Origin of the sequence: Haemophilus parainfluenzae (assembly GCF_003252755.1) — a bacterium.
GTDB lineage: Bacteria > Pseudomonadota > Gammaproteobacteria > Enterobacterales > Pasteurellaceae > Haemophilus_D > Haemophilus_D parainfluenzae_N.
In genome coordinates, this window is record NZ_QEPT01000002.1 from 337,464 (window position 1) to 360,615 (window position 23,152).

The 23,152-nt window shown below is 44.9% G+C and carries 39 protein-coding genes; all 39 read right to left on the reverse strand.

Features of this window, described 5'->3' with window-relative positions; all coding sequences use genetic code 11:
* Positions 1-2 precede the first annotated feature (2 nt).
* Complete coding sequence (locus tag DPV95_RS04065; RefSeq protein WP_111406671.1) at positions 3-2,273, reverse strand: phage tail tape measure protein; 2,271 nt, start codon at positions 2,271-2,273, stop codon at positions 3-5.
* Positions 2,274-2,319: 46 nt separating this feature from the next.
* Positions 2,320-2,529: a hypothetical protein gene (locus DPV95_RS04070; RefSeq protein WP_111406672.1), complete on the reverse strand. Its 210-nt coding sequence runs from the start codon at positions 2,527-2,529 to the stop codon at positions 2,320-2,322.
* Positions 2,530-2,549: 20 nt separating this feature from the next.
* Entirely contained in the window at positions 2,550-2,897 is a 348-nt protein-coding gene (locus DPV95_RS04075; RefSeq protein WP_111406673.1) for a hypothetical protein, read from the reverse strand.
* On the reverse strand, positions 2,897-3,265 hold the full coding sequence (locus DPV95_RS04080; RefSeq protein WP_111406674.1) for a phage tail tube protein: 369 nt from the start codon (positions 3,263-3,265) through the stop codon (positions 2,897-2,899). Before DPV95_RS04080 ends, DPV95_RS04075 begins: the two co-directional genes overlap by 1 nt.
* A 9-nt stretch (positions 3,266-3,274) precedes the next feature.
* On the reverse strand, positions 3,275-4,684 hold the full coding sequence (locus tag DPV95_RS04085) for a phage tail sheath subtilisin-like domain-containing protein (protein ID WP_111406675.1): 1,410 nt from the start codon (positions 4,682-4,684) through the stop codon (positions 3,275-3,277).
* Positions 4,677-4,853 (reverse strand): DUF2635 domain-containing protein, encoded by a 177-nt coding sequence (locus DPV95_RS04090; RefSeq protein WP_111406676.1) that lies wholly within the window; start codon positions 4,851-4,853, stop codon positions 4,677-4,679. Before DPV95_RS04090 ends, DPV95_RS04085 begins: the two co-directional genes overlap by 8 nt.
* Positions 4,850-5,494: a phage protein Gp37 gene (locus DPV95_RS04095; RefSeq protein ID WP_111406677.1), complete on the reverse strand. Its 645-nt coding sequence runs from the start codon at positions 5,492-5,494 to the stop codon at positions 4,850-4,852. Before DPV95_RS04095 ends, DPV95_RS04090 begins: the two co-directional genes overlap by 4 nt.
* Positions 5,478-5,900, reverse strand: a complete 423-nt coding sequence (locus tag DPV95_RS04100; protein ID WP_109059470.1) for a gp436 family protein — start codon at positions 5,898-5,900, stop codon at positions 5,478-5,480. The genes DPV95_RS04095 and DPV95_RS04100 overlap by 17 nt, the downstream gene beginning before the upstream one ends.
* Positions 5,901-5,903: 3 nt before the next feature.
* The gene (locus tag DPV95_RS04105) at positions 5,904-6,245 is read right to left on the reverse strand and encodes a hypothetical protein (RefSeq protein ID WP_111406678.1); all 342 of its coding nucleotides are present in this window, start codon (positions 6,243-6,245) and stop codon (positions 5,904-5,906) included.
* Positions 6,246-6,280: 35 nt separating this feature from the next.
* Complete coding sequence (locus DPV95_RS04110; RefSeq protein WP_111406679.1) at positions 6,281-7,201, reverse strand: Mu-like prophage major head subunit gpT family protein; 921 nt, start codon at positions 7,199-7,201, stop codon at positions 6,281-6,283.
* A complete protein-coding gene (locus DPV95_RS04115) occupies positions 7,201-8,256 on the reverse strand; it encodes a phage protease (protein WP_111406680.1) in 1,056 nt (351 codons plus the stop codon). The genes DPV95_RS04110 and DPV95_RS04115 overlap by 1 nt, the downstream gene beginning before the upstream one ends.
* Positions 8,257-8,509: 253 nt before the next feature.
* On the reverse strand, positions 8,510-8,926 hold the full coding sequence (locus DPV95_RS04120; RefSeq protein WP_111406681.1) for a phage virion morphogenesis protein: 417 nt from the start codon (positions 8,924-8,926) through the stop codon (positions 8,510-8,512).
* Between the two features lie 130 nt (positions 8,927-9,056).
* Positions 9,057-10,367 (reverse strand): phage head morphogenesis protein, encoded by a 1,311-nt coding sequence (locus DPV95_RS04125; RefSeq protein WP_111406682.1) that lies wholly within the window; start codon positions 10,365-10,367, stop codon positions 9,057-9,059.
* Positions 10,351-11,991 (reverse strand): DUF935 domain-containing protein, encoded by a 1,641-nt coding sequence (locus tag DPV95_RS04130; RefSeq protein WP_111406683.1) that lies wholly within the window; start codon positions 11,989-11,991, stop codon positions 10,351-10,353. Before DPV95_RS04130 ends, DPV95_RS04125 begins: the two co-directional genes overlap by 17 nt.
* A 3-nt stretch (positions 11,992-11,994) precedes the next feature.
* Positions 11,995-13,638, reverse strand: a complete 1,644-nt coding sequence (terL, locus tag DPV95_RS04135) for a phage terminase large subunit (RefSeq protein ID WP_111406684.1) — start codon at positions 13,636-13,638, stop codon at positions 11,995-11,997.
* Positions 13,639-13,768: 130 nt separating this feature from the next.
* Positions 13,769-14,269: a DUF1804 family protein gene (locus DPV95_RS04140; RefSeq protein ID WP_049368139.1), complete on the reverse strand. Its 501-nt coding sequence runs from the start codon at positions 14,267-14,269 to the stop codon at positions 13,769-13,771.
* Positions 14,270-14,271: 2 nt separating this feature from the next.
* On the reverse strand, positions 14,272-14,538 hold the full coding sequence (locus DPV95_RS04145; protein ID WP_005760383.1) for a hypothetical protein: 267 nt from the start codon (positions 14,536-14,538) through the stop codon (positions 14,272-14,274).
* A complete protein-coding gene (locus DPV95_RS04150) occupies positions 14,538-14,792 on the reverse strand; it encodes a hypothetical protein (RefSeq protein ID WP_049368173.1) in 255 nt (84 codons plus the stop codon). The genes DPV95_RS04145 and DPV95_RS04150 overlap by 1 nt, the downstream gene beginning before the upstream one ends.
* The gene (locus tag DPV95_RS10395; RefSeq protein WP_076773769.1) at positions 14,776-14,982 is read right to left on the reverse strand and encodes a hypothetical protein; all 207 of its coding nucleotides are present in this window, start codon (positions 14,980-14,982) and stop codon (positions 14,776-14,778) included. Before DPV95_RS10395 ends, DPV95_RS04150 begins: the two co-directional genes overlap by 17 nt.
* Positions 14,906-15,169, reverse strand: a complete 264-nt coding sequence (locus DPV95_RS10705; protein WP_111406685.1) for a DUF2681 domain-containing protein — start codon at positions 15,167-15,169, stop codon at positions 14,906-14,908. Before DPV95_RS10705 ends, DPV95_RS10395 begins: the two co-directional genes overlap by 77 nt.
* The gene (locus DPV95_RS04160; RefSeq protein ID WP_049368137.1) at positions 15,166-15,462 is read right to left on the reverse strand and encodes a DUF2644 domain-containing protein; all 297 of its coding nucleotides are present in this window, start codon (positions 15,460-15,462) and stop codon (positions 15,166-15,168) included. Before DPV95_RS04160 ends, DPV95_RS10705 begins: the two co-directional genes overlap by 4 nt.
* A gap of 168 nt (positions 15,463-15,630) precedes the next feature.
* Entirely contained in the window at positions 15,631-16,134 is a 504-nt protein-coding gene (locus DPV95_RS04170) for a glycoside hydrolase family 108 protein (RefSeq protein ID WP_111406686.1), read from the reverse strand.
* 95 nt (positions 16,135-16,229) lie between these two features.
* Positions 16,230-16,655, reverse strand: a complete 426-nt coding sequence (locus tag DPV95_RS04175) for a Mor transcription activator family protein (RefSeq protein ID WP_111406687.1) — start codon at positions 16,653-16,655, stop codon at positions 16,230-16,232.
* A gap of 125 nt (positions 16,656-16,780) precedes the next feature.
* Positions 16,781-17,125: a hypothetical protein gene (locus DPV95_RS04180; RefSeq protein ID WP_111406688.1), complete on the reverse strand. Its 345-nt coding sequence runs from the start codon at positions 17,123-17,125 to the stop codon at positions 16,781-16,783.
* A 66-nt stretch (positions 17,126-17,191) separates the two neighbouring features.
* Positions 17,192-17,608, reverse strand: coding sequence for a gp16 family protein (locus DPV95_RS04185; RefSeq protein ID WP_111406689.1), 417 nt, complete (start codon positions 17,606-17,608; stop codon positions 17,192-17,194).
* Positions 17,589-18,137, reverse strand: a complete 549-nt coding sequence (locus tag DPV95_RS04190) for an HI_1489 N-terminal domain-containing protein (RefSeq protein ID WP_111406690.1) — start codon at positions 18,135-18,137, stop codon at positions 17,589-17,591. Before DPV95_RS04190 ends, DPV95_RS04185 begins: the two co-directional genes overlap by 20 nt.
* Before the next feature lie 118 nt (positions 18,138-18,255).
* Positions 18,256-18,552, reverse strand: a complete 297-nt coding sequence (locus DPV95_RS04195; RefSeq protein WP_111406691.1) for a hypothetical protein — start codon at positions 18,550-18,552, stop codon at positions 18,256-18,258.
* Between the two features lie 9 nt (positions 18,553-18,561).
* Entirely contained in the window at positions 18,562-18,804 is a 243-nt protein-coding gene (locus tag DPV95_RS04200; RefSeq protein ID WP_111406692.1) for a DUF551 domain-containing protein, read from the reverse strand.
* The gene (locus DPV95_RS04205) at positions 18,804-19,379 is read right to left on the reverse strand and encodes a phosphohydrolase (RefSeq protein WP_111406693.1); all 576 of its coding nucleotides are present in this window, start codon (positions 19,377-19,379) and stop codon (positions 18,804-18,806) included. The genes DPV95_RS04200 and DPV95_RS04205 overlap by 1 nt, the downstream gene beginning before the upstream one ends.
* Before the next feature lie 2 nt (positions 19,380-19,381).
* A complete protein-coding gene (locus DPV95_RS04210; protein WP_111406694.1) occupies positions 19,382-19,672 on the reverse strand; it encodes a hypothetical protein in 291 nt (96 codons plus the stop codon).
* On the reverse strand, positions 19,669-20,367 hold the full coding sequence (locus tag DPV95_RS04215) for a DUF2786 domain-containing protein (protein WP_111406695.1): 699 nt from the start codon (positions 20,365-20,367) through the stop codon (positions 19,669-19,671). Before DPV95_RS04215 ends, DPV95_RS04210 begins: the two co-directional genes overlap by 4 nt.
* Before the next feature lie 2 nt (positions 20,368-20,369).
* The gene (locus DPV95_RS04220; protein ID WP_111406696.1) at positions 20,370-20,546 is read right to left on the reverse strand and encodes an FMN-dependent NADH-azoreductase; all 177 of its coding nucleotides are present in this window, start codon (positions 20,544-20,546) and stop codon (positions 20,370-20,372) included.
* Positions 20,543-20,707 carry a hypothetical protein gene (locus tag DPV95_RS10420; protein ID WP_165816493.1) on the reverse strand — a complete coding sequence of 55 codons (165 nt, stop codon included), beginning with the start codon at positions 20,705-20,707 and terminating at the stop codon, positions 20,543-20,545. Before DPV95_RS10420 ends, DPV95_RS04220 begins: the two co-directional genes overlap by 4 nt.
* Positions 20,700-20,909, reverse strand: coding sequence for an ANR family transcriptional regulator (locus DPV95_RS04225; RefSeq protein WP_111304301.1), 210 nt, complete (start codon positions 20,907-20,909; stop codon positions 20,700-20,702). Before DPV95_RS04225 ends, DPV95_RS10420 begins: the two co-directional genes overlap by 8 nt.
* A gap of 110 nt (positions 20,910-21,019) precedes the next feature.
* Positions 21,020-21,637 carry a DUF3164 family protein gene (locus tag DPV95_RS04230; RefSeq protein WP_049368127.1) on the reverse strand — a complete coding sequence of 206 codons (618 nt, stop codon included), beginning with the start codon at positions 21,635-21,637 and terminating at the stop codon, positions 21,020-21,022.
* A gap of 3 nt (positions 21,638-21,640) precedes the next feature.
* Positions 21,641-21,832, reverse strand: a complete 192-nt coding sequence (locus DPV95_RS04235) for a hypothetical protein (RefSeq protein ID WP_061671368.1) — start codon at positions 21,830-21,832, stop codon at positions 21,641-21,643.
* Positions 21,833-21,841: 9 nt separating this feature from the next.
* A complete protein-coding gene (locus DPV95_RS04240; protein WP_111406697.1) occupies positions 21,842-22,054 on the reverse strand; it encodes a Kil protein family in 213 nt (70 codons plus the stop codon).
* Between the two features lie 20 nt (positions 22,055-22,074).
* Positions 22,075-22,950, reverse strand: coding sequence for an AAA family ATPase (locus DPV95_RS04245; RefSeq protein WP_065285690.1), 876 nt, complete (start codon positions 22,948-22,950; stop codon positions 22,075-22,077).
* Positions 22,947-23,150, reverse strand: a complete 204-nt coding sequence (locus tag DPV95_RS04250; protein ID WP_111406698.1) for a hypothetical protein — start codon at positions 23,148-23,150, stop codon at positions 22,947-22,949. The genes DPV95_RS04245 and DPV95_RS04250 overlap by 4 nt, the downstream gene beginning before the upstream one ends.
* Positions 23,151-23,152: the final 2 nt, after the last annotated feature.

The window sequence follows — 23,152 nt, forward strand, 5'->3', positions numbered from 1 at the left end:
TTTTACCCCCGTTTAATTTCTCGGTATTGTTTTTCGGACGTATTTTCCGCAATCGTCCGTCCGTCTAAGTCCACGCGGATTTGATTCTGAATAGTAAAGTTCTGACTTTCCACCGCTTGTTTCATCCCTTCGCTGATGGTTGTGCCTAATTGCTGAAATTCGGCTTTGTAGTCCGGCACTTGCACACGACGGTTATATTCCTCTTGTGTTAATGTGCCTCGCTTTAAGCGTTCGTCGGCAATCTCTTTTCGTTTAGCGGCATCACCAAGTGCATAACCGCCACTCGCTAAAGACCAAACTGACTTTTCAGGCGCGGGAACAGGCGGGGCATACTGAAACACCGATTTGCTTGGATAGGCTGCTGCGTAGAACTTCTGTTTTGCGTCTTTCGTTGCGGCATCCAAGGTTTCTTGTCGTTCTTCTTGTTTTGCCATATAAGGCGCATAATTTTCCGACCCTTCGAGCATTGCGCCGAACACCAACAACGGCAAGCCGCCTCGCCCAAACTTAGCAAGACGCCCCATTTTTGTCGTACTCGCCGCAGTTGCAACGCCACCAGCCGAACCGGTTACACCCGCACCTTTACTCAAGACATCACCCACACCAAGCCCTAAACTGCCTTTACCGCCCAATAACCGCAAAGACCCGGCTGCCGTAATGGCGGCTGCACTTAGAGATGCAACTACTGTGCCTGCAGTAACAATTTTGCCTGTTAAGTCAGGATAAGCTTTGGCATATTCAGCAATTTTCACACTCACATCACCTAGCGCGTCATTAAAGCCCTTCATGCCTTCCATTTGTGCGAAATCTACGTTATTTTTTGCGTCTTCCAGTTTATAGCTGTTGGTATCTTTAATCACCGCATGAGAGGTATCCACCGCACCTTCGCTTTTATCCAGGCTTTCTTTTACTTCTTTTCCGAGGCTCACGTTGTTACGGATACCCAATAACGCCATTAATGCTTGGCGATCTGAAATGATTTGCCCGATTGCCGTGCCTTCCACCAAGTTAGTCATTTCGTTTAAGACTTGAGCTTGATCTTCTTTTTTTGCGCTTTTAAGTTTTTTTTGCAGTGCTTGGTACTTACCATCCTGACCAATCACCTGATCCATAATGCTCATAAAGGCTTCGATGGAGTTTTTACCTTTTTTCTTTTGAGCTTCCATTGAGGCGATAAAATCCACCCCGTGGTCTTTACCATCCTTGCCTTTTATGTCGAGTTTTCGAAAGCGGTCTGAGGTTTCTTTTGATGTTAATTTTGCAAGTAAATTGACTAAGTTATTTCCCGCTTCATCTGATGTTCCGGCAGTTACACGCGCCTGTTGGTTGGCGACCAATAATGCCTCAAACCCCGACATACCTTTTAAGCCGGCAGATTTACCCGCTGCCATTTGTTGAGGCAACCAGCGCGCCATATCCGCCAATTCAAAATTACCTGCCTGACCTGCCGCTACGGCTTTGTCTAACACTTCGCCGATTTGGTCTTCTCCGATGTCAAACTGTTGCATTGCCGAAATGGCGATTTTCGCCAAGTCGTCGGTATTTGCGCCTGTTGCGGTGGCTCCTTTTTGTAATGTTGGCAACAATTTCATGGCGGTATCGGCTTTCACCGCACCGGAGGCCAACATGGTATCTAACGCACCCAAGGCGTCTTCCTTGGTGCCGCCACCAATTTCTACCGCACTTTTTACGGCATTATTCAGTTCTGCTTTACCGGCAATACGTCCCGCCACATCACGCTCTGCGAATGCGGTGTTGGAGGTCATCGCAAGAGAGCGGTCATAATCCATTTGTTTTTTCATGGGTTGTGCCAACACCATGCCAGCAGCGGTCGCACCTGCCGCTAAACCGGCAATACCTCGCCCAATATTGCCTAAACGTTGCCCCATGGAGACTTTGCCTATTTCCGCGTTCAGCTCTGCAATGCGGCGTTTAGTCGCCACAGCGGCGCGGTCTAATTCGCGCCCGGAAGCAATGCCACTGCTTTTTAATTGGTCGTATGCCGCACGGGTGCGGTTGATTTCGGTTTGGATACTGCGCTCACTACGCACACCCAGCATTTCGCGGTTGCGTGCCGCTTGTTGGATTTGGCGGTAGCTTTGCTCCGTTACTTGTGCCGTTTGACGCATCGCTCTTTGTTGCGTGGTGGCACTGCGTTGGGCTTGATTTTCGATATTCTTGGTTGATTTGCTAACACTGTTTTCAACGCTTTTTACTACGCTACTGGCGTAATCTTTCGCCTTGAGTATTAATGAGACATCCATATTTGCCATTTTTAAACCTTGTTAAAACGTTATTTAAAGCAATAAAAAAGGGGCTTTACGCCCCCTTATTTTTACGACGCTTAAATGTATAGGACGTCGTAGATTCGTCGGTATTATGTTGGGTTTTCGCGCCTTGACTCGCTAAATAGCTGTTAATCCATGCGCTGACTTCCGCGTGACACATATTCCAGACGGCTTGCGCAGTAAATCCAAACTTACCCAGTAAAATCGTTGCTGAGCGGTAGTTTTCGTACGCTTGCCACACTTCGTTGACATTGCGTTTTTTTACGCTTCGCTTGCCGTCTCCGGGTTTTCCGAAACGCCCGTGCGCTTTTTTCGCAATTGATTGATTGCATAGTTAATCAACACATAATCATCAGTGGCAAGGTTATCCAACAAGAATGCCGGAGTCACCGCCTCACGCGGAATACCATCAAACTCGACTTGCTGTGCCAGATACGCTAAGTCAACCAGCATTTGTTCCGATGTGTTTAACGTTTCTTTTTCGCTTAACCCAAGGTCACTGATAACTTCCAACGCTTGGCATTCACCACCCACGGTCAAAATTTTGACTAACACGTCATGATGTAGCGTGCCGTTATACAGCACGCCAAGTTTCAAACGAATTTTCATTATTCCTCAACCTTGTCTAACGCTACCATTTGCAAATCGCGCACTTCTTCACTATCTACGGTATAGCTTGTGCCGGTTTCGGTGGTAAAACAGCCGATGTATGAGATTCGTTTACCGTTTTCTTCTTCCACCGTAATTTTGGCATCTGTCACGTTATCCCAATCAGGCTCTGCCGCGTTTAACGGCACAACAACAGTGAGTGATAATGCATATTCGGTAATGCCTTTTGCAAAGCCTTTCACGCGTCCTTTGCGGTTGATAGTTTTCACCGGTTTGCGACCGGTGGTAACACGCACATCTAACTTGGTTAAGTCAATCTCTTGACCGTCCACTTCGACAATGCCTAAACTGGCAAATTCTTGGGCCATTTACGCCTCCTATAAAATCAAATCAACACGGTTAGCGACAATATGTAATCCGTTCACCACATCGGTCGGGATGACACAATCTAAGCGGTTAGGGTCAACGCCATTACGTTTCACCAACAATTTCGCTTTATGCTGTGCCACATTTTCCAAGATTTCTTCGTTTTCCAGACGTAACAACACGTCCAGAATTTCTGACCGCACTTTATCCGGTGTACGCGCAGACAATTTGGCGCGAGGGAAACGTAATTCGATACGCTGTTCAATGGCTTTGCGCGTATAGTCCAGCGTGCGGATGGTGGTTAAATCCAAGTAGCTCGGGTCATCCGTATTGGTTGCCGATTTGGTGTAAGTCGTGATTGCACGCATAATGCGGACACGATGATTTACAACGGTAATCGGGGTTAAACCGTGATATAACGCCTGATTCGCTTCGGTCAATAACGGCGTTTGTGTAGGGTCAACTTCGGTCAAGCCCTTAATTTCAAGGGTATTTAACGGACGCGCCGGGTCTTCTTCGCCTGCAATCACTGCGCCATACCCAGCAGCAATCAAGGCATGAGATTCGACTGCACCTTTATACCAACCGCAAGTGATACGCTCACTGTTGATTTTTTCGGTATAAGTTGTGCCGGTTGCCATTGACCCACGCCACGCTAACACACCGATAGCAGGTTTTTTCTCTAACGGAGCGGACACGGACTCTAAATGTTCGCGCAAGGCCTTGGCGTTTTTATCGTCCGCAAACGGCGAAATAATGACGTGGTAATGCGTACCGGCAACACTTGCTAATGCAGGGGCTAAATCCGCATTTTCTGCGCCGTTGGCAAAAGCGGTTGCGGACAATGTCATGTCTTTAGCCGTATTTGTTGCGGTTAAATTAATTTCATTTCCGATGGCACCTTTGCATTTAGCCGTAAGCGTAATCGTGCTTTCGCTCACAGATGCCGTTGCCGGGCAATCTGTCGCACCATTAATCACAGCGTTTAATCGGGCGGCAACATCTTTGGCTTTTTCGCCGTTTGCCACAGCGACTTTGTAGTCAATACCGGCAATCGTTGCTGTCATAACCCCTTGACTGGTGGCTGTTCCGGTCAATACTAAACTACCACTTGCCGCGACACCGGAAGAACTATCCGCTAACCCCATAACAGATAAACGGATGAGCGAATTGTTAGTAATCGCCATGCGCGTCATTAAATGCGCCCATGAGCCGGCACCAAATGCCTGCGCTGCGTCAAGGTCGGAATACACACGCACCGGTTGGGTAAATGCCGTCGCACCGCCCACCATTGGCGCAACAATTAGCACTTCCTGCTCGTTAGTCGGCAGTGTAGTTACTGCGCCTTTGGCGTTGTATTCGGTATAAACACCCGGTTTGCGTAAGCTATTCGGGATTTTTTCAAATTCAATGTTAGTCATTGCCTGCACCTCTTTGCTTGCGGGTTGGTTGCACTTCGATTAAGTCACCATCAGCAATACGACGCTGATAATAAACAGAATCATCCACTTCAACCGGCTCCTGCTCAATGTAGGCATACGGCTGATTTTCTAAAGGGACTTTCACCCCTGGGGCTGCTTTTACAATCATTTTTTATCCTTTGTTTTTACACTAAAGCCGACCTCGGCATTGTTGTTCGGGTCATACAGTTTGCCGTCCACCTGCTCGAGGGTTGGCGACGCCGGGGAGAGTTCGGCCGCATAATGGGTAAACACAAAATCAGGACTTGTCGGGTCTTGTGTTTTTTCCGGATACAAACCATCTTCAAGTGGTGCAACATCATCAAACACGGCTTCATACTCGATGGCATACGCCGTGACTTTTGCAGTGCAAAACTGCGCATTGTTAAACAATGTCCGAATCGCCAGCGGTTTTAACGGCTTAACTAATCCGCCCAAGCGTTGCGTATCCAGCAATCGGCGTACCGCATAAATCAACTGATTCGCACCAACCTCGCGTTTATCCACCCCACCTTGTCGTGCAGCTTGGTTGCTACGCAATGAGCGCACCGCCACAATGACCACAAATTTAGCAGAGGTGCGAAACGCTGTGCCGCGCACGCCCATCGGCTCAATTCGCGCACCGCCGAACGTCACCAACGCCATAGGCAAACGTCCCGCACCAAGGCTTTCATCGTCCAGCTCACCACCGTAGCTTTTTACGGTATTGGCTAGCTGTCCCAAGCCGCGTGTCAAGCGGTCAACCAGTGCATTTTCAATTTCGGTTATCACGGCCAAAAATCCTATTGTTCGGATTAGTAAACATCACCACATTGCCATCGCTTTGTTGGTCGTCTTCAATATCAATGCCGAGCGAAATTTTCCCAGCCGCCAAGTCCTCAAGCTCTTTTAAGCTCAATTTATAGCGCGTGATAATCTCGTCAGTAATCGTCACTTCTGACATACTCGCCAAACGATAGCGGGTTAAATCGCAACAAATGCGGGTGAGATTTTGCGGGATTGTCGGCAACGGTAAGCGATAACGCGCACTTAAATAACCGTCTATTTGGCTTGTGCTATCCGAAAGCGCAATGGTCAGCACACTTTCATTTACCACGCCTTCGCGGTCACGGTCGGTTAGCTGAATCGCTTGAAACTCCCCGATGCGCAAAACGAAATCTTTTACCGTTGCATACATGGCTTAATCCTCACACACCGGGACAAGCTCTAACCAAGGGTCTTCCGCCAAGGTTAAGGTTTGTTCTGCCGTTAAGTCATCCGCTGAGATGTAAACCGCATCGGTTTTGTTAAAGCGATAACCACAGCGTCCATAACTCGCCTGTGGGTGGATTTCACGCAGTTTCACGGAATAACCGATAGGCACAATCACTTGTCCCTCTTTGTCGTCCGTCTGTGATTCGCCCACATTTTCTACCGCACTTTCAGCGTTATCTGCACCGTTTTCAGCTTGGTTTTGCGCCTGTACATCCGGTGATGTTTGCACGTCTTGCGCTACTTCGTCTTTTGGGTTTTTCTTAGCCATAATTAACTCCTAGGGCGGTTTCCCGCCCTGATTGGTTATTCGTTGATAAACGGAGAGGCAAGCACATCCAATTCACTTTCAAGGATGTTGGTTGTACCGTTGATTTGTTTGGTTTTAAACAATTCTTTAGCCGCATATTCAAGGTTAGTTGGAACCAGGATTAAATTCGGCTGAATGTTTAATGCCTTACCGCCGTCACCTTTCAAACCTTTCATGGTTTGAATGACTTTTTGCACGTTTTCTTTGGTTAATTTGGTTTTTTCCACGCGGTGGATAAGTTGCCAAAAGCCGAAACCAGCCGCACCACGGGCGCGTACACCCCATAAGTATTCATCTTCCATGAAGACGTGTTCGGATTTTGCCGGGTCAAATTTCGGCTCAATTTCTGGTGCGGTGCGTTTTTGCCAAATCAGTGGTTTAATCGGTAAACGGGTATCCACGATGTAGAACGTTGGCGCATCGTTATCCGTACCTACAGTCAAGTTCACTTGGGTAGTTTGGTTACCCGTACCATCTACTTTTTCAAATACCGGGTGATCTGTGTCGAAGAAGTTCTGACCGTCATAACACAGTGTAGTTTTACCTTTTTTCAATAAGCTGAATACTTCATCATCAGGTAATTCAGCAGCAGACTGACCCGCTAATTCCATCATTGGGGTATATAAACCGACCTGATCGTCTTCAATGTCTTCGCGCAGAATACCGACGGTTGATTCAAATTTTTTGTTAGTAATGCTTGTGCCTTGGGCTTGCATGCTTTGGATTTGACGTTGGCCAACCCATTCACGCATTTTCGGGAATTTACCTAAAAATCCGTAAGTATTGGTTTTAGTCGCAGATGGAATTTCCATCGCGATTTTGGCCCACTGAGTAGGGTGGTTTTCTAAGCCTTTGATAAATTCTTTTCGAAATGCTTCGGTGATGTGGTTTAACACCTGTGCTTTATTGATTGACATTATTTAGCCTCCTGAGACTGATATTTTTTAATGTAATCCGCATCGCTAATGCCAAGCATTTTTGCGGCAGCTTGTTGTTCTGCGGTTAATGCCGCAACATTGCCTTTATTCGGATCTTCTTCCGCTTGATGGCCGCCAGCCAGTGCAGCAATCGGCGCGGCTTTATCCAAATAACCGGTTAACGCTTCAATGCTTAGGCTTTGAGCCCAATCTTTTAACGCGGGTGATAACTTACCTTGCGATAAGGCGGCCTGAATCAATGCCTCTTTTTTATCGGTCTCTACCGAGTTTTTAAGCGCATTAAAATCAGCCTGTAATGCTGCAACCTGTTCCACTGGCACGAATTTAGCTGGGTCAGGTTTGCCTGCCTGCGCAGTGAGTGCTGCGACAGATTGTTCTTTTTCCGCTAATTTGGCATACACATCTAATAGTGCGACTGGACTATCGCCTTTAGCGGCAGAAAGTGCGGTCACTTTTTCGGTAATTTCCGCTTCGCTGGCGTCTGCTTTTAATGCAAGCAACGCGCACAAGGCGGCTTGTAATTTTTTGTCCATTGCTGGCTTTTCCTTTTGTTGATTTAAAAGTTGCACACTGGCGGCAACCATTACTTCGTCCATGCCGTCTAAAGCGGGGTTGTTAGTCAGTGCAGCGTGAAAGATTTTGCGAACATAACCATTCGTGTCATAAGCAAACACGGCAGAGATATAACGATATTCGCCATTTTTGATGTATTCCGCAGCTTTGTCCGTCCAACGGACGTCAGCAAAAATTCCTTGTGGGTTAAAATAGAGATATTCCATCCAACCTGCGCTAGGCGCCTCTTTGCCGTTTTGCTGCGAATGTAAGATTTGGTGTTCGTAGTCAATGGGTAGGGGATTTTTCTGACTGTTAGCTAATGCCACAACATCAGCCCCGTTTGTATCGGTTACATACCATGCCTCCACATCTGTCGGTCTGCCGTCAATAGCTCTAAACTTGCCATAAGGCAAAAGCTGGATGCGTCCATACTTCGCTTGGTCAATTTCAAAACTACAGGCTGCAAGGGTGAGTTTCATTCGTAAAAATCCTGAAAAGTTAATCTAGGATTTCAGAATAATGGATTGGCGGGAATGAAAAGAGGGGAGCGTCTTCCACACTCCCCTCTAGGTTAGAATTTTTGAAAAAATGAATTTTGATGTTGTATTTTATCTTAAACCATTTTTAAAACCTTTTTAAATCCTTTTAAATCGTTTTAAAAAAAATCATTCGATAAATCGCCCCTATAATCATAAAAACGCAAATGCGCGCGATTTAGAGCGGTTTTATGTTTTATTTAACTACGCTCCGAAAATAGGCTTGCACATCCTCCAAAATATCGTCCTCGTCTTGCGGGGTTAAAACAAGGAAAGGACGGGCGGGAATATCCACTTTTCGTCCACGTCCGGCTTTACCGCCAAACTGATGGATTGCTGCGTAAGGCTCATTCGTACCGACCATGGCAATGTTATTATCATAATAACTTGTGATACTGTTCATCAGATTTTCTGTATCAACTAGCGGCGTGCCTTGGCGATATTTCAGTCCTAGCCACTTCGGACGGCCACCTACGTCAAAGTTTTGCAACACTGCCGATTCCATTGTGCCGGCGATACTACGCATTAGTGGCGTACGGTCTTGAGCGGTATTTGCTAGTTTATTTAGTATGGAGGCAATTTGTTGTGCATTATTAATTTCGATTTCTATCATAAGCGTTGCTTTTAAACATTAAGGGAGTTAATATGGTTAAACCTAAATGCACTTAGAAAAGCGATGAATCTCCCAGATCGCGGGCGATGAGGCGAAATAGACTCGGGACTGTGTGTAGGTGTGGGGAGCCCTACCTAAGTGCATTTTCTTTTTCCAACAACTTTTTCAATTCCTTATCTTTAATCCGTCGAAACGACAGCACGAAGATTTCTTTAGGTAATAATTTCACGACCAGCATTTTCCCTTGTCGAATAAAGGTGTATCTATCCTGATAATCTTTCGCTTGCAATAGGTGTTCAGGCGCATGAATCAAATCAGGTAAATCAGCATATTCATCCACGCCGAAATTCTGCCCATCACGGCTATTAAACTGCTTGATTAAGGTGTCATCTGATAGCCACACTGTGCCGGTGTTTGCCTTCATCAGTCCTTTATTTTCTGCGCTCAATATACCCGCGGCGAACCTGAAGTTTTTCGCTAAACCATCACGCACTTGTAACATTTGCTCGGCGGTGAGTTTTTTCCCTTCATGGCTAGATGATTGCTTAATTTCTGCCACCTGTTTCGCAAGCAAATTAAAATCATGAACAAATTCGCTTCCGCGCATCTCCACCTTGGCAAACTGATGTGCCAGCTTTTCCGGGTAAAGATCCAAATTCGGCTTATAGTTCAATCGCCCTACATTATAATCAAAGCCTTTATCCGTCACCCGTATCGTGCCGTCGGGCAATTTAAAACCAATGGTTTTTTCACGATTTCCCGCTTTATCGGCGGGGCGTTCCACTTCGACTAAAAATTCAGAACTATCGTCCGGCTTATCCATGCCACGACGTTGTAAATCTCGTTCGGCAAGTGCAATCACCGAGCAACGACAATTAAACCCATTCGGTGGGTAAAATGTCGTCCAAAATGGATCATCATAACGGTAAATTTTGCCGCTTAATGCTAAGTGAGCTGGGCGGGTTCTTTCGTCGCCTACGGCAGAATATTGCCAGTAAGGGCGATTGTCCACATTATCGCGCATGCGTTGATAGCGTGCCGCAGAATACGCCGACTGCATATTCACCCGGTAAATCGTATTCAACCGGCGTGGTGTGCCGAAATATTCGCCCGTTTTCGGGTCAGCTAATAGATTGCCGTCAATACCTCGGCTGATAGCGTTATCTTTGCCAAACACCCAGCCTTTGCGCTCAAATTCGCCGAGCAATTCTTTTTTCCATTGATTAAATCCCTTGCCTTCGCGCATAGCGGTTTCCAACGACTGATAAATGTCTTTGGTCATTTCAAGACTAGACAAGCGCGCAATAGTCGTCGCACGGGCTAACGCGCTGTCTTGTAAGTCTTTAATAAACACTTTCCCCGCCAGCATTTTTTTCTGACGCAAGAATTCAATCGCTTCTGTCGGCTCCATGCCGATAGCAAACTTAGGTGCGGTCGGCATTACATGCCCCCAATAAATCCGACAAGAATAAGGCACTGGTTAAATAGCGTTCGTGGGCTTCTGAGGTTAAATCCGGGTAAAACTCCGCCAGTTTATCACTGGCTTCCTCAAAGCTGTTACAGGCTGATAACACCGCAACGGCTTTTTGCACCATTGGATCTAATTGTTGATTAAAATCCACTTGTGTCATGCCGTTATCTAACAAGCTATCCAATAAATCCTGTTCCGTTTCCCCCTTGTTAGCAGCCGACAACGCCACATGCGCACCTTTACCCAAACACCCCGCACACTGACACCCCACCACGTGGGCAGAAAGTGCGGTAGATTTCCCCGGTGTTTTTAAATCGGGATTAAAATCACTTTGAACAGCTTTTAAAACCACTTCACCGTCTTGCGCTTCGGGGATGCCTAGCTTATCACGCGTCCACTTTTCGGGGATTTGCACACCAATCCCCACCAATTTAGGGATAGCGTCCGCAAAGGTGCTTAAATCGTCGTATTTTTTGGTGTCAAACTCAAAATATGGCACTCTGTGCAAGGCAATATTAGGGTCAACATTAATCTGCAAATAAGGCAGGATGATTTGCTGTGTAATGGTCTGCGCCACTTGTTTAGCGTCCGACACCAACAAATCACGACGCACTTCGTTGTGTACGTTGCCAAGCGCATTAGTTGAGCTTTTGCCATCTGCACCTGATGTGAGTGTTTGCCCCAAAATCAGGCGGGCAATGGATTTTTCGCACCAGTCCACCATTTGTAAGAATGGGTTATTTCCTGACCCCGCACCGGTGTTTGCCGCATTGTGCAATTCGATAGCCATGGAATCAGGCATAATCCCTGCGGCATTATGTCCGATTTGTGCAAGTGCGCGTAAGAGTGTGCGTTTTTCTTCGTTTGTTGCCCCTGCGCCATATTTGCCAATGCGAATCGGCATGCCGTAAAGTTCTAAAAACTCGGCGAAATCACGAACAGAATAATGCTTAAACATATAAAGCCAAGCCAATGTGCGGAATAAGCCCATTCGAGCTAATTGCACTGAGCGGGATTTATGCGAATGTACCACCCAGCCGAAAGGACGCAAAGGTTCCCCCATGGTATTGTTCGGGGTTTTTAACAAGAGATTATCGTTTTTATCTAGCTTAAACCAAGACTGTGACCGTGGGATAAAGTTATGCGGAATATACTTACCGTTTTCCAATTTCCACTCAATTTCGAGGGCGGAAAAACCATGTCCGACTGCGTCCATCATATCCATAAGAAGGTTTTCAAGGTTTGGATATTGATAAAACAACTCGTCAATTTCGGTTTGGAGTTTTTCTTCTGCCGGTGTCGCATTACGTGGCTCGGCAATGCGCCAATCCAGCGTCAGAATCGCCCGCTTGCGCGTCTGAATATTAGCACCAATTGAACTGTCTTGTTCCTCGATGTCCATAAATAACTCGTGCTGTGCCGTAATATCGCCGTTTTCCGCGTCTTCTAAAATGCTTTTCAGCTTTGACGGGGTAATGCGGTTGCTCGGGCGGTCTGATAAAACACGCCCATTAGCTGTCACCATTGCTTCGTCGGTTTGGGTTGGCTCAGTTTTCACCCCAACCAATGTTTTAATTTTTTCCAAAATTTTCATGTTTTATCCTCGCCAAATGCTGTATAGATCATCTTCCGCATCAAAATCATCATGCCCCAGATCTTCATCATTTAATCCTATCCACTCAATCGGGGCGGCGTTGGTGATGGCATTCTTCCACAACATTTCAAGTGCATCTGGGCCGTCATCGTGGTCAGCTTTCGGAAAGTGACGCAGTTGCGCAATCAAGGTCGCTTGTGTGCTGTGTAACAAAATCAAACCGTTCACCATGTGAGGTTGTAAGGACTCAATACGGAGCATTTTATCTGTGTTTGGCTTAATTGCCGTTGCCGGCACAGGTGACCCACGTTGTGCTGAGCGTTTAACCAGTTCATCTTTCAAAAATTCCTGGAATTGCACGGTCTCAACAAACCAACGGTGGCATTTGTATTGCTGTTGTAAACGGATCACGTCTTCAATAATCAAATCCGGTAGGCGTTTTTTAACTTGCGCTTCGACCACATACAATTTACCTGTGGCGCGTTGATAACCGCCCACTAAAATCGCCGAAGGGTCACGGCTCGCGCCCGCTTTGCCGAGTGACGGGTCAACTGCACCAAAATAAATCAAATCAGATGGCAGTTCCGTCCAATATTTAATGGCATTTGCAAAAATCGCGTCATCACTGCTTAATGGGTCATTTTGATACTCGGAGTCAAATGTGGCATGGCCATCACGAGCACGGATTTTCATCAGCGCAAGTAACGGACGTGCTGCCCAGCTCACTTCTGAGCCTTTATCCATTGCCGCTTGATTAGCGTGATAAAAAGCGTCTGCAACCGCCTCGCCCTCATTCAGGAAAAAATCTTCCCACTTGTCCCACAACGCCATATCGTCAGGCATTTTCTTCAGCGCTTTGAATTTCGCGGTTTTCCATGCTTTACTGGCTAAAGTGCGGTTCAATACGCTGTCGTAATGTAGGATAGTCCCGATATAGACCACGTCCAGTTTTTCGCCAGGGACACCCAGTGGAAGTACGGTCTTTTTAAGCCATTCGTGCAACTTATCGCGCTGTTCTGCGCTGCGGACTTGTTCGTCATTCTCTATATCGTCCAACACTACAAGATCAGGACGATAAGCCCCATGTCGCAAACCACGTAATTTTTTCCCTGACCCTGCAATTTCAACCTTTTGATTTGCTTTCGTTAAAATTGTCGTTGCCTGCCATACGCGACCTTGTCCAGCGACTTCTGGAAAATCGATGCGTAGGCGTTGGTTAAACTCAAGTTCTACTTTGATAGATTCCAACATCGGATAAGCCTGATTGATAGAGTCCATCACAATGAGTGCATAGCGTTTTTTTTGAGTTACTAAGCAATAAAGCGTAAACAACTGCGACACCAACGTGGATTTTGCTTCACCACGAGGCGCTGCAGTCGCCATATTGACCGATTTAGGATCTTGCAATATTTCAGGAAGAGTTTTGAACAAGTAATCGTGCAACTCCGAACGTGATGCCGAACGTACATAATGCGGGAAATAATGGGAAACGAAATAATCGTAACCACTCACTGGGTCAAATACTTTTTTACGTCGGTCAACCACTGCTTCTGGGCTGTCGTCCCAACCGTCAAAAGACGCTTCGAGTTTTTGTCGCATGCTATCTGCATAGGCGCGCAACTCATTTAAAAGTTCTTTATTTTTCATTTAAAAACACCGTAAAAATTGACCGCACTTTAATCACTCACCAGTAATACCAACAACACCTAACATCCCCAACTTCCGCCATCTCTAGCGGAAAGGCATGCCATAATGACAAAAAAGAAACAAAAGAGATTCATTTGAACTCCTTGTCTAAGGTTTCAGCAAATCCGTTTAATAATTCAAGAAATTCTTGCAAAAGCTCAGGTTTATTCGCCTGTACGAAATCACCAAACATTTTGACGGTTTTAATCGCGGTCGCCATTTCCGACACTTCAGGCAATAACCGCTTACTGCTCGCCACCATTTTCGAGTAGCTATCACCTAAACCTTGGATCAGTTTAGCTTTATCACTTACAGGCAAATCTTCCGCATGACGTAGCTCTTCCATGGTTTTCTCAAAATAGATAACAAAGGTGGTGAGCATACCGCGCGCCACGTCTTCTACTTTGCCGCTTGCCATCGTATTGGCGTCACGCACCGTGTCCCAGTTGTCACCACGTGCTTCTGCCTCTTTCTTCCAACGGCGTGCGGTGTTGTAGGATACTTTGGCTTTTTCTGCAGCCTGTTCTAACGTCAAGCAATCAAACACATAATAGCGACGTACATAAGCCTTGGTTTTTTCATCGTGTGCCATTATTAGCCCCCAAATTTTGCTTTGATGAGCTCAAAGCCAACCGACACCACTAAACCACCTAAACCGCCTGCCATCACAGACTTAATGCCCAATTTATCCATGCGGGTTTCCAACATTTTCAAACGGGCGTCAATATCGTCCACGCGGTCGTCCAATTTGTCGATTTTGCGGCTGACTTCACGGGTTAAATCTAAAATTTGGTCTAACTTTTGGTTGGTTTTGGCTTGTTCGGCCTTCTGCTCCAACCGCTTTTGTTCTCTTGCCGACATTATTTATCCGCCTTCTTGTCGAGTTTTTCAGTGATTGAGTTAAGCTGCTTGGTGATGGCGTCCAGTTTATCCATCACGTTTTTATTCACGATGCCCGCCACTTCTTTCGAGAGATAATCCCGTTTCACTTGATCAACCTCGTCATGTAACTGCTTAAATTCACCATCCAGCCGCTTAAACCAAAGACCGATAAAAAATACCGCAATGGACACTAACGCGTTAAACACCATGATGCCGTTAATGTGTAGTTCCATTCTCGCCCCCACAGATTGCCCGCCATGTGTCGTTGTGTGCTTTAATTTGGCGTAAGGTTTCGGTAGTATCTTGACGACTGGCATAGATTTTGCCAAAGCCATCGCAAGCCGTATTAATCACGCAAGTCGTTTGATTCCCGCATGCTGTCAATAAGCTCGTCACGAGTACTGCTATGAGCGTTTTCTTCATTTTTTCTGCGTTCCTTTTGGTTATTCACACGGGTTTGTAACACTTGATTTTGTGTTTCGAGTTGTTTTTTAGCTTGCTCTAAATTAGCCGTTTTAGCTTTTGCCCGACTCCACATTACCCACAACAACAAAATGGCAGAGCTAAGAGCAGTCATAGCAATATGTAATAGATTCATTTTTAACCTCATAAGCCTGGTCTTTGATACCCGTCATCGTCATCTTGACGTTGCCGTGGTTGATAGTTTTGATTGTTGTTATTGCGTTTGTTTTTGGACTGATATGCCATCACTGCACCTTTTGTCGCTGCCGACCCACCGCAGAAAAACGCAAAATACAAATAGAGATCGGTCGCATTGTCACGACCGAGATAAACCGAATACACGAGCACACCGGCAAGCACTAAAAAGCCAAAAAACTGAATAAAGCCTGTAGTACTGGCGCGCCCATTATCATTAGTAAATAACTCAAAAAATTTACGCATCATAATGCTCCGATATACGCATATAACGCAGTGGCAGGCGTGGCTTTGCCTTTTGCAATATAACTCCACGCATTCTTGCTGTATTTTTTCGGACGTTTCTTATACTGATAAATCTTCGGGTTAAAGCGTTTAAATACCCGGCTAAACAGATTAAAAATGTTTTTAAAACTAAACTTCATTGTCTTGTGCTCCATATCTCAAGTTTTGTGCCACACGATTCACCCAACCTTTGCCAAAACGGTCAAAGTTCTTTAATCGGGTGTAAAAATTCAGGCGTTCGCCGTTTAACACCATTAACGTGTCAGAGATTGGATTGCGATTGATGGCCTCAAGAGAGTATTTACCGATAATGCCGTCATCTAACACACCAACCGCACGCTGTAACATACGGCTCGCATTGCCAAAGCCGTGATTCACTGCTGCATCAAAAAATTGATAGGCAACGGCATCCGGCATTTGCTCACAGTTGTAACGCAACCAAAATGCGCGGTAATAGATTTCATAGGCTTGTTGGCGCGTCATGGTTTTCATGTTGCCGGTATAGCCATTCGCCTGCGCGGTGCGTTTAGTGACACCCCAGTTGGTTTCGCCGCCCGGGTCACGTGGATCATCGACGTAACCGCCCTCATGCCCGATAAGCCGGTCAAAAATTTGCTTGAAAGATAAAGACATAAAAAAAATACCCTCAATCGTTGATATGATTGAGGGTATTCTGTGTTAAATGAGGTCGAATGGGTGGAGGAGACAGTTCCACACACCCTGTAATTCTAAAATAAGGCGGCTTGTTGATATTGCGGAGTTTGTTGCGTGCGCACAATCTCCCACGCTTGGCGGTCGGAAAGACGATATTTCGGGCAAAGCTCTAACATTGCCGTGCGGCCGCTTTTCTTTTCGGTTTGCGTGATGTAGTCAAAATCCGCTTTTAGGCGCTCGTTGCGTAACAAACGCAGGGCGACTTCACAACGCGGAATATACACTTCCTCCGCCTGAAAATAATGACGCAATTTGACCGCACTTTCAAGCCCGATGAGTGCTTTTAGTCGCGGGAAATACACTGCTCCGTCAGTAAAGCGAAACGTAGCCCCACCGAACTGATTAATAATCTTCTCTACATCCGTAAACCCGACTAGTTCCACCATTTCTAACACGATTTCAGGTAAATACCCCGCAACACTTTCAAGTTCAGACTGCATAAAATTTCCCCTTTGTGACCATTTAGGCGGATTGTCGCACGGAAATTTCAAAAAGCAGGTTTCTACACCTAAAAAAATTAAAAAGCCCCAACTTAATTGCTGAGGCTGAATAATTATTTACGACTTTATTCTTTTAATTGCAATACTTGTGGCAGTAGCTGCAATGTCATCTTCCATGCTTTTTCAGATTCATCTGGCGACAATGCTTTGCAATCTACATATTCGTTGCTATAATCACTGGTGTCAGTTTCATTTTGTGCCACAATTAATGTTATTTTACGCAATGCGCAGCCTGCAATCGGATTAAGATCATGGCCAGCAGATCCATTTTTCATAGAGTATGCCGAATTACGGAGTGCTTGATAATCTCCCTGTAAGGCTTTATTTAGTTCTCCTTTGGCTTTATCTGTCATTGAAAAGGCCGAAACAGAAATTAAACCACATACCATAGCAATTAATAGTTTTTTCATTATTTTTCTCCAATAAAAAAGGCTCCATAGGAGCCTTTAATTTACGCTTAATTTGTTGTTATGCAACTAATTTTTAGCTTTCTGTTTTCTTCTGTCATACACCGCCAACATTTGCACCACTTTTTTCAACTGCCACACTTCCAACCAATGCACAAAATCTATACCAAATGCTTTTTTCGCCATGCCGTCTGCATAACTCTGTGGCAGGCCGTATTCCGTTAAAAGTGCGGTGATTTTTGCCAGATATTTCGCTTTATCCGCCCTTGGTGCGGGACGTTTTGGCGCATTTTTCGCACTAAACACCGCGCCTTTTGCTTTTATGGCGCGCAATACTTGCATCAACTCGGCATCTGTCATCACGGTGCAACTGTGTTTATCTACCGTGTCCAACAAAAAGCGTTTATATTGTTCATCAGTCATTTTCAGCATGCCTTTGCCAATGTGGATCTTTTGGATCATCTGTTTACGGGTTTGTGGTTGCATTTTGTTCCTCTTTCCATGCTTTCCAAACTAAATATTCTGGCATATTCTTAACAAACTCCAATTTACCAATAGCCGCATAACGTTCGATATACTGTATTGCCGCTGTCCGTTTGTCTTCTGCTAATTTATCTGCACTTTCTACCGCACTTTTTCCTTCGTTACGCACCACGGCAAATAACGGTTTAGCCCCCTCATACACTTTTTTAAGATAGTTATGATTGGTTAGCGCCACCACGTTTCGGGTCTCACGACGGTTTTTCATCACGCCATTGGCGGTTTCTATAAGCGCATGGGACAACAACGGACTCGGCTGATACATGTCCAACACCTCACGCATTAATTTAAGCGCACGGCCGTTAGATAACGCCGCTTTCTCGGGTCTAAATAGGGCAATATAACTCACCAACGCACGGGCATTATCGCCGCGTAAATTGGTAATAATCCCCAATATCTCACGCCCCGCATCATCTTCCAACAGCGCATCCAAGTGGATGTCACTATGGCAAACCGGGCAACGGCATAATTTCACTTTTAAAACTCCTTTAAACTTGGTTTAAAACACATTACTCAGCCCACTTCATCTAACTTATTCCTCTCTTTCGTAAAGAGGGGCTAGGGGAGATTTAATGGGCTGTAAATGGGTTTTATCAATCTAACCCTGACCACTCATGATATGCGGTAGCCTGGATAACTAAACTAAGATGCACATCAAATAACTCTTGTTCTTCTGGCTTTCCTTTCGGATAGATTGATATATAAATATTTTCATCTTCCTCCAGCTCCCAATCACAATTATTTTCTTCAACAATTTGCTCAACAAGGCCATCAACATCATCGTGATCGCTTTCATACTTTTTACTTTCACTTTGTTTTATCTTCGCCTTTATATCTTCTACTGTTGGCTCTTTGCTACCAAAAACGATATATTCCCATTGATATTTCATATTTTATCCTTAGTCGATAGGTGGTTGTGGCAGTGGTTGCCAGTGAGTAACAACATCACACTTACCAATATCATCCGTGTGAAATTCATTGTCTTCTGTCATGTATCCAACAAAAACTCGCATTTCTTCTTCGCCGTCGTTATATGGTATGCCATATAGCAGTACATCTTTTGAGATAATGCCACTAAAAACTGTATGATATAATTTAGGTAATCTCTCCGAACACTTAATCCATCCATTGTTTTCGCTCATTATTTAATCTCCTCAAGTCTCAAATTTAAAGTTTTGTTGTAGTAGTTAAACGCGTCTTTAAACAGTGCTTTGCTATTGATATATTCCCGCGGCGATATTGGCACGGTCGGAAATTTGTCCAAAAATCGCCAATGCTCAGCGAGCTCCGCAGGAGTTTGGATAAACGCTTGTTTTTCCGCTTTTAATGCCAAAATATCAGCGGTTTTGACGACAATCTCCATTTCGGCTTTGATGCGTATCTTAAATTTATCTCGGATAACCATTTCGAATGCTTTTTCGATTTTTTTGTAGTCCGGCAATAATTGTTTTAACGGGCTGGTAACATCTCCCAAAAAAGCCTCTTGGGCGTCGTGCATCAAAACTGCAAAAGCGGTCATATCATCAACTTTCAAGCACGTTTTAGCTATTACCCCGGCAAAAACACTGTGATCAAGCACGGAATAATGCACATCTAATTTGCCACCGAATCGTGGAATCATTGCTAAATGATGAATAATGTCATCAATATGGATGTCGCTATTTTGTGGGTTAGCAAAGTCGATTAAACGGTTGCCGTGTGTGATAAATATGCTCATTTTTACTCCTTTTTTACCTTGATTTTTATATCATTTTCGCCATCTTGATGATGTCTAATCGTTACTTCGTAACCATCAACCCCAGTTTTTCCATCATCCTTCCACTTAATAACCGGTTCCGGATTAACATGCACAAAAACACCAAGCTCTTCGATAGCTATTTGTTTCTTTTGTATAAATGTTTTGCGAATAGCAAACCAATGGATAAAATCAGGCAAGAAACGATTAAACTGTTCTTCGGTTAACTGCAAAAAGTCTTCAACTTTTCTAAACTCATAAATTTTGTCACTCATTTTCTCACCTCCAACTTAACCGTCTCTTTTCCATTTACACCGTGATTCAGCGTAACTTCTTTTCCTTGTTTATAGCCTTCACTTTGCGCCAAACCGTAGTCTTTAGAGTTTCCTTTCTCACGTATTTTGGTTTCGCTCCATTTCTCTTCCTTAAACGCTTCTGCTTTATAAGTTTCCATTTTTTGCTTTTCTTCCGGTGTCATTGCAAACTGTTTCACGTTTTGATTCACGCCGACAACCCAGCCTTCGCAAAAAGAATCTCCCCGAGCAATCAGCGTGCTACGTTTTAGATGCTTACTTTGCGTGTCTAAAAACGCTTTGCGCGCCACTTGTAATCGGCGATATAACACATCAAAACAGTAAGATGCGATTTCAGGGCGTTCTTCTGCGCCGTAAAATACAACGTGCATTTTGTTTTCGCCGTAATCGTTGCCTGGGTAAGCGTTAGATAAATAACCCTCAACTCCAAACGCTTTTGTAATCACAGAGATCAGCATGTGTACATATCTGGCGGATTTCATGGCGGTTTTCTGCTTAGCGTGAGATTGGCTAAATTCAACTTGTGACTGATTAAGCTGATTTTCCGCCATTAGTTTTTGCGCCATTGCCAGTGCACTTGCCGCTTCGTGTGGGTTGGTTGACTTACTCAACGCCAACAGTTTTTTAATTTTTCTGAGCAGTTTGTCTTGTTCCATATTTACCCCAACACCGGCGTAATCCGCCATGTCACTCTTTTTATTTCTCTAATTGCTCCTTGCAATAACAACAAGCATTCCTTCCGATCACCATCAAGCCAAATTTCTTGAGCCATCTCGATTTGTTCGATGATTTGTGCAAGTTTTATATTAACGTCCCTTCTTTCTTGCTCACTCATACTTCCTCCACCTCAACTACATCATCAATTTCTGTAATGGTGTGCGGCAGTTTATTGACATCACACACATTTAAATCACACATATCTAACACTTGTTCATTGCTTTCGGCTTCAACAACAGCCTCAACCAAACAATAAAAACGTGCCACATACTTAGCCATGCTTCACCTCCGGTCTTCTGCTTGGATTTTTGACATAATGCGCACACATCTTCTGTCTGTTTAATGCCCATTCTTCATTTTCGCTTTTTCGAGCAACAATAGCTGCTCTCTGCCAGGCAGCCTCAGCGGTTGCCCATGCACCAGCACGCTCCATTTCAACGGCTAACGTGCTAAAATCTTTATAGGTTCGTAGTTTTTCCATACATGCTCCTTAGTTGTTAATGATTAAAACCTATTACTAATGCCCCTCATCCCGTCCCCCTCTTTTGTAAAGAGGGGTTAGGGGAGATTTAAAGGGCATTTAAATAAGCTTTAAGCCCCCGCTACATCTAACGCAATCGGCACATACTGATCGGTTTCGCCCACACGCTCATAAAGTCGCACATAAGCCTTACTGCTTACCACTTGCACGCTTTCGCTAATTGCCTGCATCGCGTTTTGCCAGCGACTATCTTGGATTTCTACGCGGCGCAAACCCAAAATACGTGAGGTGTTCAAATTGCCTTCCTTATCCACATTAAATGCGCGTTCAATTAATGCTTTTAATTCAGGGCGAGAGCCTTCGCTCCATTCATTCAAACACTCATCAATCAATACTTTGGCAGCCTGAATACGTTCGTCAAACTGCAAACTTTCATTGATGGCGCGCTGAATTTTGTATTTACCGTCATAGCTAAACAGGGTCACATTGCCTTTATTACCCCCCACTTTCGCGCCATATTTCTCGGCAGAAAGCTCAATAAAGGCTTGTACATCACCAAAAATACCTTCTTTAAAATGGCTAATTGCTTTGCTCAAATCACGACCACGTTCCACCCATTCATGCACGAGCGCATCACGCGCTTTGTCGATTTCTTTCACCAACTCAGCTGGCGTTAAATTGCCTTTGGCATCACGCCAATATTCTTTACCTTCAATCATCACTTTCATGGTTTAAACCTCTTCTTTATCTAATTTAATTACGATTAATCTGTTGCCTTTGTTACGCTTTAGGATCGCTTCTGACCCCATTGCGTACAGTGTTTTTTTTCTAATATTAAATTTCTTTGCTAGTTCTTCCGCCGTGCCGTCGCCTAGATTCTCTTCTCCGCGATATACGGCGTAGATTTGACGATATTTAGGCACCTCTCCCCCTTAAGCCCAATAGACCATAACGCCTTGTTCATTTGCCACGTTTCGCACAATATGCGCGCCATTTTTGACGGTGGTCATTTGAACGCCTTTTTCTTGTAAACGACGGCTCGGGTTTAAAATCACCATGCGCGGGAAACGTCCGTCTTTGCTTTCCACGATTTGCACACCTTCGCGTCTTAACGCATACGCCACGCGGTTCATTTGTTCACTCATTTTGTTGCTCCTTAGTCTGATTAATTGATTAACATGCCTGCATAAGAGTTGATTAACTTCTCGTCAATCTGTTTGCCGTGCATTTCGGCCACACGGATCACACCGCGCATAAGTTTGGTTAAGCGGCGGGCGTTGCCGTGGCTGGCTTTAAATAGGATTTGGTTAAATTCGTCCGTACCTAAGCCGTTTTCGGCTAATTTGTGGATGTCGTCTTCACTTAACTGGTTGCCCAAGTCGCAAGCCAAGCCCACGCGGCTATAAAGTTGCGCCAATTCGCCATATTTCCCTTTTAAGTTGACTAACAGACGAGGCATACCGGCAAGCACAACACCGCAGCCTGTTAAGTCATGGATTCGGCGGATATATTCAAGACTTTTCGTGCTTAACAATTCCGCTTCATCAACGATGATTAAGCGACCTTCACCCAATTTTTCGGTGATACGGGTAAACAATTCATGGTTAGCCCCGACTTCGTTTAATCCCAACTGGTGGCAGAGGTTTTTCAACAGCACCTTGGGGCTACAACTTGGCTCAACTTCGATAAAGATCGTTTCCGGGTTTTGGCTGACATACTGTTTTAATGCCTTGGTTTTTCCCAAGCCTGCCGCGCCATAAACCACACTAATTTCACCTTCAACGTGGGCAATATGCACCACATCAAGGCAACGTTCTGCAGCATAAGTCGGCACAAATTCGCTGTTAAAATTGCGCTCAACCACCTTGTCTTTTTCGCGCTTGATTAAGCGTTCCACCGCTTCGTCAATATCTTTAGTCACGCCTTTATAAATGCCTTTTAAATACTGGCTAATAACGGCATTCGATTTGCCGAGGGCTTTTGCCACTTGCGTTTGGGTTAGCCCTTTCTGTTGCATAAATCTTGCGAGTTGTTCTTTCATGCTAGTGCTCCTGTATTTGTAATTAATCTTGATGCGTGGCAAATAAGATTGCCTTTTAGGGTATAAACGGCTAAAAAGTCTTGGGCTTGTCTCACTTCAACCGCTTTCCCTTCCCATTCAATGAGGCGGTAAGAAAAATGCGGTTTCTTGTTGTATTCAACTCGCCCGCAGTGGACTTTTTTAATAATTCGTTTTGTCATAA

Excerpts from the sequence above, each read along its gene's own strand:
- DPV95_RS04075 (WP_111406673.1), bottom strand. The coding sequence starts at position 2,897 with ATGAAAATTCGTTTGAAACTTGGCGTGCTGTATAACGGCACGCTACAT.
- DPV95_RS04200 (WP_111406692.1), bottom strand. The coding sequence starts at position 18,804 with ATGAGCGAAAACAATGGATGGATTAAGTGTTCGGAGAGATTACCTAAA.
- DPV95_RS04215 (WP_111406695.1), bottom strand. The coding sequence starts at position 20,367 with ATGGAACAAGACAAACTGCTCAGAAAAATTAAAAAACTGTTGGCGTTG.
- DPV95_RS04100 (WP_109059470.1), bottom strand. The coding sequence starts at position 5,900 with ATGTATGCAACGGTAAAAGATTTCGTTTTGCGCATCGGGGAGTTTCAA.
- DPV95_RS04170 (WP_111406686.1), bottom strand. The coding sequence starts at position 16,134 with ATGTCTTTATCTTTCAAGCAAATTTTTGACCGGCTTATCGGGCATGAG.
- DPV95_RS04230 (WP_049368127.1), bottom strand. The coding sequence starts at position 21,637 with ATGAAAGTGATGATTGAAGGTAAAGAATATTGGCGTGATGCCAAAGGC.
- DPV95_RS04080 (WP_111406674.1), bottom strand. The coding sequence starts at position 3,265 with ATGGCCCAAGAATTTGCCAGTTTAGGCATTGTCGAAGTGGACGGTCAA.
- DPV95_RS04160 (WP_049368137.1), bottom strand. The coding sequence starts at position 15,462 with ATGCGTAAATTTTTTGAGTTATTTACTAATGATAATGGGCGCGCCAGT.
- DPV95_RS04115 (WP_111406680.1), bottom strand. The coding sequence starts at position 8,256 with ATGAAACTCACCCTTGCAGCCTGTAGTTTTGAAATTGACCAAGCGAAG.
- DPV95_RS04105 (WP_111406678.1), bottom strand. The coding sequence starts at position 6,245 with ATGGCTAAGAAAAACCCAAAAGACGAAGTAGCGCAAGACGTGCAAACA.
- DPV95_RS10420 (WP_165816493.1), bottom strand. The coding sequence starts at position 20,707 with ATGGCTAAGTATGTGGCACGTTTTTATTGTTTGGTTGAGGCTGTTGTT.
- DPV95_RS04175 (WP_111406687.1), bottom strand. The coding sequence starts at position 16,655 with ATGCAGTCTGAACTTGAAAGTGTTGCGGGGTATTTACCTGAAATCGTG.
- DPV95_RS04185 (WP_111406689.1), bottom strand. The coding sequence starts at position 17,608 with ATGCAACCACAAACCCGTAAACAGATGATCCAAAAGATCCACATTGGC.
- terL (WP_111406684.1), bottom strand. The coding sequence starts at position 13,638 with ATGAAAAATAAAGAACTTTTAAATGAGTTGCGCGCCTATGCAGATAGC.
- DPV95_RS04150 (WP_049368173.1), bottom strand. The coding sequence starts at position 14,792 with ATGGAACTACACATTAACGGCATCATGGTGTTTAACGCGTTAGTGTCC.
- DPV95_RS04225 (WP_111304301.1), bottom strand. The coding sequence starts at position 20,909 with ATGGAAAAACTACGAACCTATAAAGATTTTAGCACGTTAGCCGTTGAA.
- DPV95_RS04110 (WP_111406679.1), bottom strand. The coding sequence starts at position 7,201 with ATGTCAATCAATAAAGCACAGGTGTTAAACCACATCACCGAAGCATTT.
- DPV95_RS04205 (WP_111406693.1), bottom strand. The coding sequence starts at position 19,379 with ATGAGCATATTTATCACACACGGCAACCGTTTAATCGACTTTGCTAAC.
- DPV95_RS04245 (WP_065285690.1), bottom strand. The coding sequence starts at position 22,950 with ATGAAAGAACAACTCGCAAGATTTATGCAACAGAAAGGGCTAACCCAA.
- DPV95_RS04195 (WP_111406691.1), bottom strand. The coding sequence starts at position 18,552 with ATGAAATATCAATGGGAATATATCGTTTTTGGTAGCAAAGAGCCAACA.
- DPV95_RS04130 (WP_111406683.1), bottom strand. The coding sequence starts at position 11,991 with ATGAAAATTTTGGAAAAAATTAAAACATTGGTTGGGGTGAAAACTGAG.
- DPV95_RS04220 (WP_111406696.1), bottom strand. The coding sequence starts at position 20,546 with ATGAGTGAGCAAGAAAGAAGGGACGTTAATATAAAACTTGCACAAATC.
- DPV95_RS04145 (WP_005760383.1), bottom strand. The coding sequence starts at position 14,538 with ATGTCGGCAAGAGAACAAAAGCGGTTGGAGCAGAAGGCCGAACAAGCC.
- DPV95_RS04125 (WP_111406682.1), bottom strand. The coding sequence starts at position 10,367 with ATGCCGACCGCACCTAAGTTTGCTATCGGCATGGAGCCGACAGAAGCG.
- DPV95_RS04090 (WP_111406676.1), bottom strand. The coding sequence starts at position 4,853 with ATGATTGTAAAAGCAGCCCCAGGGGTGAAAGTCCCTTTAGAAAATCAG.
- DPV95_RS10395 (WP_076773769.1), bottom strand. The coding sequence starts at position 14,982 with ATGAAGAAAACGCTCATAGCAGTACTCGTGACGAGCTTATTGACAGCA.
- DPV95_RS04210 (WP_111406694.1), bottom strand. The coding sequence starts at position 19,672 with ATGAGTGACAAAATTTATGAGTTTAGAAAAGTTGAAGACTTTTTGCAG.
- DPV95_RS04240 (WP_111406697.1), bottom strand. The coding sequence starts at position 22,054 with ATGAGTGAACAAATGAACCGCGTGGCGTATGCGTTAAGACGCGAAGGT.
- DPV95_RS04065 (WP_111406671.1), bottom strand. The coding sequence starts at position 2,273 with ATGGCAAATATGGATGTCTCATTAATACTCAAGGCGAAAGATTACGCC.
- DPV95_RS04085 (WP_111406675.1), bottom strand. The coding sequence starts at position 4,684 with ATGACTAACATTGAATTTGAAAAAATCCCGAATAGCTTACGCAAACCG.
- DPV95_RS10705 (WP_111406685.1), bottom strand. The coding sequence starts at position 15,169 with ATGAGGTTAAAAATGAATCTATTACATATTGCTATGACTGCTCTTAGC.
- DPV95_RS04140 (WP_049368139.1), bottom strand. The coding sequence starts at position 14,269 with ATGGCACACGATGAAAAAACCAAGGCTTATGTACGTCGCTATTATGTG.
- DPV95_RS04250 (WP_111406698.1), bottom strand. The coding sequence starts at position 23,150 with ATGACAAAACGAATTATTAAAAAAGTCCACTGCGGGCGAGTTGAATAC.
- DPV95_RS04180 (WP_111406688.1), bottom strand. The coding sequence starts at position 17,125 with ATGAAAAAACTATTAATTGCTATGGTATGTGGTTTAATTTCTGTTTCG.
- DPV95_RS04120 (WP_111406681.1), bottom strand. The coding sequence starts at position 8,926 with ATGATAGAAATCGAAATTAATAATGCACAACAAATTGCCTCCATACTA.